Genomic DNA, 14,517 nt, shown 5'->3' with positions numbered 1-14,517 from the left:
ATAATTGTTCATTCAGATCACGGATATCAATATTCATCAAATAGATATATAAAACTTTCTAAGAAAAATAATTTTAAAATTTCTATGGGTAGAGTTGGTAATTCACTTGACAATAGAGAAGCAGAATATTTCTTTTCTAATATTAAATCTGAAATGTTAAACAAAATTAATATTTCTAAATTAAATTTTTCTGAATTATTAAATCTTATAAAAAATTATGTTGATTGATATAATTTTGAAAGAATACAATCAAATTTACAATGAAAAACGCCTCAAGAAGTTTGAGACGTTAATAAGTATTAATGGTCTAAAATAGACTTCCATGTTTAAAAAATGATTTAATGATAATAATGGTTCAACACTTAATTTTGATGCATATTTTAAATTTGATTTATATGGTAATTATATATTAACAACTAAATATGATGTTTATTTTTCAGAAACAAATGATCAAAATTGAAGCGATGATAAAATAATTCTAAAAAATGTTAATAAATATAACTTAAGAATTAAACCAGATTTATTAAACGGCAAAAAAGAAGGTTATATAAAAATAAAGGTTTATCCTGATGGTCAACCAAACAATTTCTCTTGATCAAATATAAGTAAATTTAGACTTTATTCAGAAAGTGAAAAAGGTATTCATTTTAATTTTACTGGTTATCCAAGTGATTATAAAAATTCAAGAAATAATTTAAGTAAAAGTTTTAACTCAACTGATTTTAATTCAACAATTTCTGATATTTCCCTATGATACTATTTCGAACATTTTTCAATTAACGAAATTAAAACAACTAAATATAAAGTTAAAAGATTTTATAATGGTAGAGAAACAGAAATTAAATCAGGTGTATTATCAATAAGTAACGAACCACAAAAAATTTCTTGAAGCATTGATGAGCAAAATGATAATACTTATGGTAGTTATTTTGTTGAAGTAGAAATCGAAAAAAATAATGGTGAAATAATGAAATACAATTCACAGAGATTTTTTAATATTTCTCAAAATGATGCAAAAAATTTCGATACAAACAAATATATTTAAATCAAAGTCCTAAAACACAGAAACACTCTGTGTTTTTTTATTAAATAAATCAACATTTAAAATTGTTTTATTTAATAATATTTATAAAAAAATAAAACTTTGATAAAATTTAAACATATTTAAATATATTTAAATTAATTTGTTTAAATTTAAAAAATTTACAGGAGTATTGATGAAAATAACAGATAAAAGAACAAAACTAGTTGCCACAATTGGTCCTTCAAGTGACAACTATAATGTTTTAAAACAATTAGTTGAAAATGGTGTTACAACCATTAGAGCTAACTTTAGCCACGGTTCTCATGAAGAACAATCAAATAAATTTAAAATCGCTAAAGAAGTTTCGAAAGAACTTAAAATTCCAGTATCTTTAATGTTAGATACAAAAGGTCCAGAAATTCGTATTGGTAAAATGAAAGATGGTGCTCAATTAGTTGAAGCTGGTACAGAAATTTTAATACACACAACTAATGAAAAATATGCTTCATTAGAAGGTACTTCAAATGAAATTACAGTTGCTTATGATATGGCAAAAGACTTAGTTGTAGGTAATCAAGTTTTAATTGATGATGGTAAATTATCAACTGTTGTTATCGAAGTTGGTGAAGGATATGTAAGAGTTAAAGCAGAAAATACACATAAATTAAAAACAAATAAACGTGTTAATTTACCAGGTGTTGATTTTTCACTTCCTTTCCTTGCTGAAAAAGATATAAACGATGTTAAATTTGGTATTAAAGAAGGAATTAACTATGTTGCTGCTTCATTTGTTAACTCAGCAAAAAATGTTAAAGAATTAAGACAATTATTAGACGAAAATGGTGGAGAACACGTTCAAATTATTTCAAAAATTGAATCACATTTAGGATGTATGAATATTGATGAAATAATCGAAGCTTCTGATGGTATTATGGTTGCTCGTGGAGACCTTGGTTTAGAAATACCATACTATGATGTTCCTTACTACCAAAAGAAAATGATTAGAAAATGTCGTGAAGCAGGTAAACTAGTTATTGTTGCTACACAAATGCTTGATTCAATGGAAAACTCACCACATCCAACTCGTGCAGAAGTCACTGATGTTTATTATGCAGTTGAATTAGGTGCTGACTCTACAATGCTTTCTGGTGAAAGTGCTAATGGTAATTTCCCAGTTGAAGCAGTTAAAACAATGACAGCTATTTCAAAAAGAGCAGAAAAAGAATTTTACTCAAGAAACTACTATGAAAGACAATTAGAAAAAGTTTGAGAAAATTCAAATCAAAATGATAAACGTACAAAAATCGCATATGAAATTGCTCAAAAAGCAAAAAGTCGTGAGTACAAATATATTGTTGTTTTATCAAGAACAGGTGAATTATTAAAACGTGTTGCTAAATTCCGTCCAAATTCATTAGTTATTGGTGTTTTAGATAATGAAAAATTACTTGGTGGTTTTGGTGCTTATTCAAGTGTATTTGTTTCAGTTGATTCAAAAAATCTTTTCTCAGAAATTAAAAAAGACACCTCAAAAGCTGAATTAGCTTTAGTTCCTTACGGTATTCAATCAGGAGATAAATTCCTTGTTGTTGAAAACGAAAAAATTACAGAAGAAGTTGTTAAATAATTTTTATAATTTAAAAACACAGATAATTTATTTATCTGTGTTTTTAAATTTTATAATTTATGTAATATATTTATAATATACTTTTAAATAATAAAGTAAAATTGAACTATGAAACAATTTATTTATTTACACACTAATACGGAATATTCTTTTTTACAATCAGCAATAAGAATTGATGATTTACTTAACAAAGCAAAAGAAAATAATCAAAAATATATAACAATAACTGATTTTGAAAATTTTCATTCGTTGCAATTTGTTTGAAATTATCAACGAAAATATGATTTTAAACTTATTTTAGGTGTTGAATTCCAATTAAAAGAAAATTTTAGAGTAATTTGTTTAGCAAAAAATAATAAAGGATTTGATTTTTTAAAAAATCTTGTTTTTAAAAAAAGTTACAATCAAGAAATTTCATTTTACGATTTAGAAAATGAAAATATTTTTGTTATTGACCATTTTGAACTAGGTTGATTTGCTAATAAAACAAAAATTGAAAATATAGATACCTTAATTTCTAATTTTTATTTAAATAATAAAAAAAGTTTATACCACCAAACAGTATATGCACCAACTAAAAAAGTTTTAAATTATGAAGATAATGAAATTTTACTTGTTTTAGATTTTATTTCTTGTGGGATCAAACAAGAAACTTTAAAAAATGATTATTATGCTTATTATGATGAAAACGAATTTTTAGATGTTGATCCTGAAATATTATTAAATAATGAAAAAATAGTGTCACAAATAAATATTTCCAAACCTAATTCGGAAATTAAACTAGCCAAATTTGCTGATAATAGTGATGAAATTTTTAAAAATTTAATTCAAGGAAATAAATATAAAAAACTTATTAAAAATTATTCAACTGAAATTGTTAATCAAAGAATAAAAAATGAATATAACACAATTAAAAAACTTGGTTTTATTGATTATTTTTTAATTATTCAAGATGTATTAAATTATGCAAGAAGTATAAATATAGAAGTTGGACCCGGGAGAGGTTCTGCTGCTGGATCATTAATTAGTTATTTATTAAATATTACTTCTGTAAATCCATTAGAATTTAACTTACTTTTTGAAAGATTTTTAAACGAAGACAGAGTTTCATTACCTGATATAGATAATGATATACAAGATAACAGAAGAGATGAATTATTTACTTACATAAAAGACAAATATGGTGAAAATAATATTGCTTTTATATCAACTTTTCAAACATTAGCTTCAAAAAGTTCTATTAGAGATGTAGCTAAATTTTTAGATTTATCTAAAACAGATTTAAATTATGTTTTAAAATCTTTAAAAGGAAAATACGATAATCTTAATGAAGAATATCAAAAAAATAAAATATATAAAACAGTTGCTGATAAATTTAATATTTTACATAAACTCGCTTCAAAAATTGAAGGATTACCAAGACAAATTGGAATTCACCCTGCTGGTTTAATAATAAGCAATCAGTCAATTATAGATGTCGTACCTACTCAAAGAAGTTCAAATGGTTTCCAACAAGTACAAATGACTATGAACAATATTGAGCAATATGGTTTAATTAAGATAGATTTTTTAGGATTGAAAAATTTATCTATTATTTCAGAAATAGAAAAATACATACCAATACAAAACAGATTTGATTTTATTATTAATGATTCAGTATCAATGTTTAAAGATCAAGTTACATTTAACTTATTAAATTCACAAAATACAAAAGGTATTTTTCAATTAGAATCCGATGGTATGAATCAGGTTATTGAAAAAGTTAAAATTGACTCATTTGATGATATATATGCAATAATTTCACTTTTTAGACCTGGTCCTTTACAATATATTAGTAAATACGCAGAAAATAAAAAAAATCAACAATTTATTAAAAAAATTCACCCAATTTATGATGAAATTGTTAAACCCACGTTTGGAATTATTGTTTATCAAGAGCAAATTATGCAAATTGTTCAAGGTATTGCAAACTTAACTTTTGCACAAGCTGATTTATTCAGAAGAGCAATTTCTAAAAAAGATGAATTAACATTACATAAATATAAAGAAATGTTTTTTAAAGGTGGTACATCTAATGGTATTGAGCAAGAAATACTTCAAAATATTTTTAATAATATAGAACTTTTTGCAAATTACGGTTTTAATAAATCACATGCTGTTGCTTATTCACTTTTATCTTATAAAATGGCATTTTATAAATCAAGATATCCTGAAATTTTTTATAAAGTATTATTATCAGAAAACTCTTCTGATCAAAACGCTATTAAAAAATATGTTATTGATGCTTTTTCACAAGGTATTGAAGTTGAGTTACCAAATATTTTAATATCAAGCAAAATATGTGAAATTTATTCTAAAAAGATTTATTTACCTCTTAATTCTATTAAAGGTATTGGTGAATCAGCTATTGAAAAAATTTTATCTGAAAAAGAACGTGCTGGTCAATTTAATAATTTCATAACAACTTGTTTAAGATTAAAAATCGCCGGTGTTGGTGATGCTGTTTTAAAAACATTAATACAAGCAGATACTATGAGAGATTTTGGTAATATTACAACATTATTAAATTCATTAACATATATTAATGATTATTTTAAGTTATTTGAAAGAGTTTCTAAAAATAGTGATGATAAATATTTAGAATTACAAAACTTTATCAACACTCAAAATTTATATGATATTGAACTAATCAGTTTTGAAGATGATATTGAAGAAGTAAATAAAATAAAATCTGATTTATTTGGTTTTGAAATTAAAACATTAAAAGTGGAAAAACCTAAACAGATAACACATTTTGATAGTCAATGCTTGGCGAACTTAAATGAAAAAGCAAAGGTTTTAATTGTAGAATTATTAGATATTAAAAAAGGTAAAAAACCTGGACAGCTAAATCTAGATATTCAAGATCACAGTAAAAGAATTACTGCTTACTCATGAAGTGATTCCTTAGAAAGGTTGCTTGATAATAAAACAAGAAGAAAAATAAGAGTTCAAATTTATTTAAGTAAAGCAGGTTATTATAATATTTTAGGTTATGAGGAGATGCAAGAAGATGCAATATAAAAACAATATAGAAAAAAAACCAAAAACACTTTTAGTAGATGCAAATTTTTTAATGTTTCAATCATTTTATGCAACATATAGAGGTGATATTGATGATGTTTTAAGAACAAAAGATAACATACCAACTAATGCAATTTCTGTTTTTTGTTCTCAATTAGTAAAACTACTAAATGAATTTACACCTGATGCAATAGTTTTTGCGTTTGATTCAGCAACTAAAACAAAAAGACATGAAGTTTTTCAAGATTATAAAGGACAAAGACCAAAATCACCTAATGAATTATTTATACAATTTGATTATATTAAAAAATTATTAACTCTTTTAAATTTAAAATATTTTGAAATACCCGGTGATGAAGCAGATGATATCATTGCCACATGTGCAAAAATTTTACCTGGTCAGAAAATTATTTTTTCTAATGATAAAGATTTATTGCAATTAGTTAATGAGGATGTTTATGTAGTACAAAAAAAACCAACAGGTTATTTTTTAAATAAATTATCTATTTTTTATGAACATTATGAAATTTGACCGAATCAAATACCTGATTTTAAAGGATTGAAAGGTGATCCATCAGATAATTTACCCGGTGTAAAAGGAATAGGTGATAAAACGGCAATTGCTTTATTACAACAATACCAAACATTTGAAAACATTTATAATAATATAGATGAAATTCAAAATAATAAGAAAAATTGAGCTAAAAAACTTCTTGAAGGTTATCAAGAAGGATTATTATGTTATAAACTTGCGATTTTAAATAATGATGTACAAGGTATTTCAAATAATTTGAATGATTTTTTAATTTCTAATATAACCTTTGAACAAGGTATTCCATTAATTCAAAAACTTGAACTTAATGTTTTTTCAAAAGCATTAAAAACTTATCTTGATAATAGAAAATTATAATGGTAGCAATTGTCGGTAAAATTTCAAGTGGTAAAACTACTTTATTAAATTATTTTCAAAAACTTGGTTATAAAACTTTTAATTCAGATATTTTTGTGAATCAACTTTATAATAATAGTGAATTTTGTTTTAATGCTAGAAAAAAAATATCATATGATATTTTTACTAATGATAATTTAATTTCTAAAATTAAAATAAAAAATATTATTTTTAAGGATACAAATTTGCTTTTTGAATTAGAAACCTTAGTTTTTGAAGAAATTTATAAACATTTAAAAGAAAATAAATATGATTTTGTCGAAATTCCAATTTTGTTCAATGCACCAAAAAAAGTAATTAAATTATTTAATGAAATATTTTTTTTAAACAACAATTTTTTTAAAATAGAAAAAAATAATGTTATTCAAGAAAGAATTAAAAAATTATTAAATACTTTAAACTCTTTTGATTGAGATTCTTATGAAACTTTTTTTGAAATACCTATTTATAATGTAGTGTTTTCAAAAAATAAAAACAACACAAAATGCATAAAAATCCAAATAAAAAAAAGAAAAAAATATTAAAAAATCAATAAAAATAATTCTATTTTGTTATACTTTATTTTAGCATTTTGATAAATTAAGGAATATTAATTATGAAGAAAACATTAGACTATGAATCATTTGCAGTTGTAAAAACAACACATATTTCAAGCGAAGATTTACATAATCTTCGTCAATTTTATGGTCCAGTTATAGGTTCAACTGGTGTTTTTTTATATGAATATTTACTTGATTTATGTAAAAACAAAACTAGTGTTACGGTTGAATTTCCTTTTTCAACACTTTGCATTTATATGAATATGCATGAAAATGATTTAAATAAAGCAAGAAGAGAAATTGAAGGTTTAGGTTTAATAAATACATATAAGAATGATTTAAAAACAATGACTTTTTTTAGAATACACAAACCTCTTAACTATGACGGTCTTGCAAAAAACCCATTTGTGTCTAATTTAATAATTCAAAAAATCGGTTTAACAAACTTCAACAGAATGTTAAACAGTAGAAAACCTGATTTTGATAATTGTTCAACAAATGATTTTGAAGATGTTTCAACTAACTTTTTTGAAATCTTTGATAAAAACGATGATCAAGAAAAACAAACTATTAAAAACCATTTTATTTCATTGGGTAACAAAGAAGTTAATCCAGTTGAATTACATACAATTAGCAATAAACTTAATTTAAGAGTTCCTTTACAATTTGGTTCAGTAAAGTTTTCTAATGAATATGAAGCGGTTTTAAAACTTAATAATTATGAATTTTTTGAACAATTATCAGGTGAAAAAATAACAGATTTTGACAAAAATAATATAGAAAAATGAAAAAATGCCTTACAAGATTCTTTTGCTTTAAATTATGTAATGTTAATCGCAAGAAAAAGAAGAAAAACAAATACATGAATCAAACTTATTGACTCTATGATTAAAGAGTTAACATCACAAAATATTTTTAGTTTTTCTGATGTTGAAACATATATTAATGGTATGCTAAGAAGTAATTCAAATACAAAAAATGTTTATGAACAAATAGTTTTATTAAAAAATTCTTATTTAGGTAAATAATATGACAAATAAAAATTCTTTTGACACAACAAAAACAGTTACAATTAAAGAAAAAAATGCAGCAATAAAACATATTGCTGCTATTTTAAATAACAAACATGTAATCGAACTTATAAAAAAACTAAAAGCAAATGAACAAGAAATTGAGCAATATGCAGCTGATTTTTTAGTGTATGCCAATGAACAAAAACAGCCTGATAACCACCTTTGATTAACTTCTATTACAAGAAATACAACAACTGGTAAGATAAATGTTTCTAAATATATAAATAAAAGTAAAAAGTTTGAAAGTTTTAAAATTAAGGCAAATATTAATTTAGGTTTTTTAGGAAAACTTAAATATGATGTGAAACTGCAACATTTTATCTTTTCTGATGACAATTCAGAAGATGATATTTATGTTTATTTACAAAATATGCTAAACGCTATCAAAAACAATAAAAAAATACCATCATTGTTTTTAATTGGAGATTATGAAACCAGTAAAACAGAGTTGATGTGCGCTTTAACAAATCATTTTGCATCACTTAATTATAAAGTGGCTTATATCGATGTAAATGATTTAGATGACTATTCTAAAAAAGTATTTAGCAATGATATAAATATTGATATTTCTTTATTAACACAAGAATTAATTGAGCAAGATGTTTTATTTATTGATGAACTTGGTTATAAACAATTAAATAATTGATTTTTAGAAACAATTTTAGTTAAAGTTTTGGAAAAAAGATATTTAGATAAAAAACTAACTTTTTTTGGTTCATACTATGGAATCAATAAAATAACTTATAGAATTACTAAAGAAAAATTATCAAACGAATCTAATAATTGACCTCCATTATTTAAGAAATTTTTATTTTTAATTGATAAAATGTCAGATGAAAAAATTTGAACTGAAAAATATGAAATCAAGGAGAATTAATTATGAAAATTTTATTAGCAGGAACTCCTGAATTTTCTGTACCTATTTTTGAAGAAATCATTAAAAACTTTAATGTTGTTGCAATAGTTTCACAACCAGATAAGCCAGCCAACAGAGGATATCAAACTCAATCAACGCCTGTTAAATTATTAGCACAAAAATATAATATTAAACTTTTTCAACCTAATAAAATAGGTGATATTTATCAAGATTTATTAGAAATTGATTATGATGTGATGCTAACATGTGCTTTTGGTCAATTTATTCCGACAAAAATTTTAAACATACCAAAAAAAGGTTGTCTAAATATTCATGGATCATTATTACCAAAATATAGAGGAGCAAGTCCTATTCAATATTCACTTTTAAATGGTGATAAAACTACTGGAATAACATTGATGTTTATGGTAGCACAAATGGATGCTGGTGATATTATTTTTCAAGAAGAAATTGAAATCGATAAATATGAAACTTCTGATACTCTTTTTAAAAGATTGTGTTTTTTAGCAGAAAAAAATATAACAAAATGATTAAGATTATTTGAAAATAATCAATATAAAAGAATAGTTCAAGATGAATTAAAAGTTGTATTATCTCCTAAATTATTAAAAGAAGACGCTTTTTTAGACGAAAAAAACAATACTACTTTTAATGTCCTAAAAAAAATTAAAGCATTTTCTTCAAATCCAGGTGCTTACACTTTTATTAAGAATAAAAGATTAAAAGTTTATAATGCTTCTTATGAGCCAATAAAAAATTCATTAATTTTAAATTGTAAAAATGGACAACTCTTTATTTTTGATTATCAATTTGAGTCAAAAAAAAGAATTAAAATTGATTTTTAAAATCATCCTTAGGGATGATTTTTATAATAAATTACTAAATAATATTTTTTTAAATTGATAACTTAATTTTTGTTGATTTATAAAGGTTTTGATTATCTAATTCTTTTCAAACTTTAATATCATCTAAATTATTTTTTGAAGCATTTACTATTTTTGGTTGTAATTTTCCATTAATTATTATTGTTTTATCTGTTTTATTAAATGAAAGAGTTACTGTATCCATATCTAAAACAGATTTTCTATCACTAGAAATTTTGCTAAAAATCTTATTTAAAAATACTTTTCTTTCACTAATTTTATCTTTAATCTTATTATATTCTTGCTCTAATTTATCAATATTATTATATTTCTTTATTTCTTGTTCATTTTCTTTAACATCATAGAAAAATACTTTATCAATAACATCTTCTGCTTTTATTGTTTTGAAGCCTTCAAGAGTATAAATAAATTTATATTTATCTTTTAGTTTTTGAATATTTTTTGGTGTGAAAATAACTTCTAAGAATAATTTACCTTCAAAATCATTAGCATATGAATTAAATTCTAATTTATAGTTATCATTAAATACATTTAATAAAACGCCATTATTAGTTCTTAAATCAAAACTATTTTCTAATATTTGTTCTTGTGTTTGATAATTTCTTTTAATTAATTGATTTTTTCAATAATCATTAGTTGCATTGACATCTGAATTTCAAAAATTATGATCTTTTGCAAAAGAAGAAGCTAATGTGTTTGATTGATTTTGTATATTAGTTCTTAAAATAAAATCAGATAATTTATTATTGTTTACTGTTAAATTTTCATTATATTGATATTCATTGGGATTTGTTTTATTATTTTCTTGTATTTTTTGTTTTTGTTTGGGTGCAAAAATATATCATATTAATACTGTTCCACCAAAACCAAAAATAAAAAAGAAAATAACTGTTAATGCTTTTATTCAAGTATTTTTATTTTTCATTATTCTCCATTGTTTCATTGATATTATTAATTAGCTGATCTATACCAAAAAAAGTTTGTGACGATACAATAAAATATTTATTAAAACCATATTCCTCTTGGGCCTTTTTGATAGATTTTAACAAAATATTTTTTTCTTTTTGATTAAGTTTATCACATTTAGTATAAACAGGTGTAAAAGGTAACTTAATTTTATATAAAAAATCTAAAATTCCAACATCAGTTTTTGTTACTCCATGTCTTGAGTCTAAAAGTAAATATAGATGTTTAAGATTTTTTCTTTTTACTAAATATTCTTCAATCATCACTAACATTTTTTTAGATTGTTCAATGGATATTTTAGCATAACCATAACCAGGTAAATCTACTAAAACTGCACCATGGTTATTTTCAAAAAAGTTGATTAATTGTGTTCTACCAGGTGTTTTAGAAACTCTTGCAAGTTTTTTATTACCAACAATAGCATTAATTAAACTACTTTTTCCTACATTAGACCTTCCTCAAAAAGCAATTTCATTATTTGAGTGCTGATATCAATTTTCTATATTAGTTGATGATTTAATAAACTTAAACATACTACTCCTTATTTTTTATATTTGTTGAGGAAATATTTAAATATTCTTCATCTGCTAAAAATAAAATAGTTTCAATATTTGGGTTGATCTCTTTATTTATTTTAGCAAGATTTACCTCATATCAATAATCTTTTTCATCGCGAAGTGATCTTATTAAAAAATTAATATTGTATTTTTTGATAAAATTTGCTGTTAATTCATTTTTATTGATTAAAACAAAAACATTTTTTAAATGTTTTGTTTTGTTTTTAATATTTATTACATTTTTTTGAAAATTATTTTTATCTTTTTTTGGATTTTGAGCAATAACAATATATATTTCATCAAATATTTTTAAAGCTTTTTCTAAAATATGTAAATGTCCATTATGAAATGGATCAAATGAACCCGGAAATGCAGCAATTGTTTTATTCATAAATTTTTACACAATTACGCGCTATAACTAATTCTTCATTAGTTCTTATAACATAAACTGGAACTTCACTATCAGGCGTTGATATTAGTTGATAGTCACCAATATTTGAATTATTTAATTTGTCATCTAATTTTATTTTTTTAAAGAATAATTTATCAATTACTTTTTTACGAATAAGTGCAACGTTTTCACCGATACCAGCAGTAAATACAAGAGCATCCGGATTACCACCAATTTTATTTGCATAAAGCGCAGTATAATCAGCTATTTTTTGTGTAAATAACTCAATCGCAAATACAGAATCTGCATCTCCTTTTTCAGCAGCAGCACGTAAGTCTCTCATATCACTAGAAAGACCTGAAACACCCATTAAACCACTTTGTTTGTTAAATATATCTGTAATTTCATCAATTGATAATCCAGTTTGTTTTGCTAAAAATTGATGAATTGATGGATCTAAATCACCTGATCTTGTACCCATCATAATCCCTGCTAATGGTGTTAATCCCATAGAAGTATCAAATGATTTTGATTCTTTAACAGCACATAAACTTCCCCCATTACCTAAATGTAAATTAACAAATGAAACTTGTTTTTTATTTAAAATTTCTGCTAATTTTTCAGTAATAAATTCATGACTTATACCATGAGCACCGTATTTTTTGATATCATATTTATTAGTTAAATCTTTTGGTATTGCATATGTGCTATTAATTTTGTCTATTGTTGTATGAAATGCTGTATCAAAATCTGCTGAAAGTTTTGCAACAGGGAATGTTTTTTTAAACCCTTTGATAGCTTGCACTGCACCAGGATTGTGCAATGGTGCATAAATTGATATTTTATCAATTGTATTAATTACTTCTTCATTTATTTTAGTTGTTTTGTTAAAATAGTTTCCACCTTGTACAACTCTAAAACCGATATATTCAATTTCTTTAACATCTTTAATTAATTTAATTTCAAGCATTAATTTTGTTAATTCTTCAACTGCAACAGCGTGTGTTGGTAAATGTAATTGTTTTTCAAATTTTTCACCCTTAAATTTAATGTTAATATTTCCTTTTTCTAAAGTTATTCTTTCTGCAAGACCACTTGCTTGAAGTTCTAAATTATTTTTTAAAAATAAACTGAATTTTATTGAACTACTACCTGCATTAATTACTAAAACTTTACTCATCTTTATCTCCTTGTGCTTGTAAACATGTTATATATATTGTGTATAAAATATCTTGTCAGTTTGAACCTCTTGATAAATCATTACATGGTTTTGATAAACCGTTTAATATTGGACCAATAGCAATAAACCCTGAAATCTGTTCTAAGAATTTATAAGATATATTTGCTGATTCTAGATTAGGAAAAATAAAAGCATTGCATTTTTCTTCAAATGTTAAATAATCAAGTTTTTTGTTTCTGATTTTTAAATTAAGCGCAGCATCTACTTGTATTTCACCAAGAATATTAAGTTCAGGATGATATTTTTGTAATTCATAAGTAACTTCCCTAATTATTTCTGTGTTTTTATTTTTAACAGAACCATTTGTTGAATAACTTAATAAAGCATAATTAGCTTTTTTATTAAGTGTTTTTATAAATTCAATTTGATTTTTGGCTATATTAAATAATACTTTTTTGTTTATATTTATATTTACAGATGGATCGCTTAAAAAAAGTGTTTGTTCTTCTTTTGTTAAAATAATTGTTGAAGATGCAATTTCGTTATTATTTTTAGGTTTAATAATCTTAAAAATATTTCGTAAAAACTCAGCACTTGTTAAATTTAAACCACCAACTATTCCATCAATTACTCCATCATACAAAAGTATTAACGAGCATAAAACATCTTTATATTTAGCAAAAAACTCTTTTGCTTGAACATAATCATCTTTACCATTTCTTATTTCTAGATATCTCACAATGTATGAATCTACTTCTGAAACATTTTTTAAATTTACAAAATCTATTATTTTGAAAATTTTTATTTTTGCTTCAAGAGGTATGTTGTTAATTGCTTTTTGTATTTCAGGTTCAGAATCATCCAAAACCAAAATTTTTACATTATTTTTTAGTTTTAAAACCTGATTTTCTAAATGATTTAAAAAGTTCATAAATTAATTATAAACAATTATTTTATATGCTTAAAATATAATATTTTAAATTTAAAATCTGTGTGAAATAACCTTTATTTTGTCGCTCTTTTTTTAAAATTTTAATTGTTTTGTTTTGTAAAATGTTTAAATTTCAAAATAAATTTTTTTCTTTTTTTAAAATTTAAAATAAAAAAAGATTATTGAAATAAAGGGGGACACAGAAATGACACAGTTATTTCTGTGTTTTCTTTTATAAAACAAAAGGAAGGGGGAGGGGTATACCCCTCGGGCTTCGCCCATAAAAATGAGCAAACATTTATCACACAAACAATGAGAATTTTGAATCAAAGAGTATTACAAAGCAAATAATAATTTTGCTAGTGAACAACTATTTTGAACTAATTTTTGTAATCAAAATAACATTAAATTTACTAAGCACGTAATTTATAGATTTAAACAAAAAATTAACTTGTA

14 protein-coding genes are annotated in these 14,517 nt (G+C 23.4%); 9 read left to right on the top strand and 5 right to left on the bottom strand.

What is annotated here, in order from left to right; genetic code table 4:
- From BU00_RS05210 to fmt, 9 genes are all read left to right on the top strand, one after another.
- Positions 1–303 (top strand): integrase core domain-containing protein (locus BU00_RS05210; protein ID WP_027121254.1); only part of this gene is annotated, 303 nt, incomplete at its 5' end.
- A gap of 19 nt (positions 304–322) precedes the next feature.
- The gene (locus BU00_RS0101850; protein ID WP_027121253.1) at positions 323–1,045 is read left to right on the top strand and encodes a hypothetical protein; all 723 of its coding nucleotides are present in this window, start codon (positions 323–325) and stop codon (positions 1,043–1,045) included.
- Positions 1,046–1,217: 172 nt separating this feature from the next.
- Positions 1,218–2,651: a pyruvate kinase gene (gene pyk, locus BU00_RS0101845; protein ID WP_027121252.1), complete on the top strand. Its 1,434-nt coding sequence runs from the start codon at positions 1,218–1,220 to the stop codon at positions 2,649–2,651.
- Between the two features lie 108 nt (positions 2,652–2,759).
- Positions 2,760–5,714: a DNA polymerase III subunit alpha gene (gene dnaE / locus BU00_RS0101840; protein ID WP_027121251.1), complete on the top strand. Its 2,955-nt coding sequence runs from the start codon at positions 2,760–2,762 to the stop codon at positions 5,712–5,714.
- A complete protein-coding gene (locus BU00_RS0101835; RefSeq protein WP_051521843.1) occupies positions 5,704–6,624 on the top strand; it encodes a 5'-3' exonuclease in 921 nt (306 codons plus the stop codon). Before dnaE ends, BU00_RS0101835 begins: the two co-directional genes overlap by 11 nt.
- On the top strand, positions 6,624–7,187 hold the full coding sequence (locus BU00_RS04890) for a dephospho-CoA kinase (protein WP_051521842.1): 564 nt from the start codon (positions 6,624–6,626) through the stop codon (positions 7,185–7,187). Before BU00_RS0101835 ends, BU00_RS04890 begins: the two co-directional genes overlap by 1 nt.
- A 71-nt stretch (positions 7,188–7,258) precedes the next feature.
- Positions 7,259–8,230: a replication initiation and membrane attachment family protein gene (locus tag BU00_RS0101825; RefSeq protein ID WP_027121249.1), complete on the top strand. Its 972-nt coding sequence runs from the start codon at positions 7,259–7,261 to the stop codon at positions 8,228–8,230.
- Between the two features lies 1 nt (position 8,231).
- On the top strand, positions 8,232–9,152 hold the full coding sequence (locus BU00_RS0101820; RefSeq protein WP_027121248.1) for an ATP-binding protein: 921 nt from the start codon (positions 8,232–8,234) through the stop codon (positions 9,150–9,152).
- A gap of 2 nt (positions 9,153–9,154) precedes the next feature.
- A complete protein-coding gene (fmt, locus tag BU00_RS0101815; protein ID WP_027121247.1) occupies positions 9,155–9,997 on the top strand; it encodes a methionyl-tRNA formyltransferase in 843 nt (280 codons plus the stop codon).
- Positions 9,998–10,046: 49 nt separating this feature from the next.
- On the opposite strand, the gene BU00_RS0101810 is transcribed toward fmt, so the two are convergent.
- From BU00_RS0101810 to BU00_RS0101790, 5 genes are read right to left on the bottom strand one after another with little or no spacing between them, the layout of a single operon-like run.
- On the bottom strand, positions 10,047–10,961 hold the full coding sequence (locus BU00_RS0101810; protein ID WP_027121246.1) for an MAG1430 family protein: 915 nt from the start codon (positions 10,959–10,961) through the stop codon (positions 10,047–10,049).
- Positions 10,951–11,535 carry a ribosome biogenesis GTP-binding protein YihA/YsxC gene (gene yihA / locus BU00_RS0101805; protein ID WP_027121245.1) on the bottom strand — a complete coding sequence of 195 codons (585 nt, stop codon included), beginning with the start codon at positions 11,533–11,535 and terminating at the stop codon, positions 10,951–10,953. The genes BU00_RS0101810 and yihA overlap by 11 nt, the downstream gene beginning before the upstream one ends.
- Position 11,536: 1 nt before the next feature.
- Positions 11,537–11,950: a pantetheine-phosphate adenylyltransferase gene (coaD, locus tag BU00_RS0101800; RefSeq protein WP_027121244.1), complete on the bottom strand. Its 414-nt coding sequence runs from the start codon at positions 11,948–11,950 to the stop codon at positions 11,537–11,539.
- A complete protein-coding gene (locus BU00_RS0101795; RefSeq protein WP_027121243.1) occupies positions 11,943–13,130 on the bottom strand; it encodes an acetate/propionate family kinase in 1,188 nt (395 codons plus the stop codon). Before BU00_RS0101795 ends, coaD begins: the two co-directional genes overlap by 8 nt.
- Positions 13,123–14,061, bottom strand: a complete 939-nt coding sequence (locus tag BU00_RS0101790; protein WP_027121242.1) for a phosphate acyltransferase — start codon at positions 14,059–14,061, stop codon at positions 13,123–13,125. The genes BU00_RS0101795 and BU00_RS0101790 overlap by 8 nt, the downstream gene beginning before the upstream one ends.
- Positions 14,062–14,517: the final 456 nt, after the last annotated feature.

Source organism: Mycoplasma leonicaptivi ATCC 49890 (assembly GCF_000622205.1).
GTDB lineage: Bacteria > Bacillota_I > Bacilli_A > Mycoplasmatales > Metamycoplasmataceae > Mycoplasmopsis > Mycoplasmopsis leonicaptivi.
The sequence above is the reverse complement of the archived record's forward strand: the minus strand, read 5'-3'. Positions and strand labels throughout refer to the sequence as shown.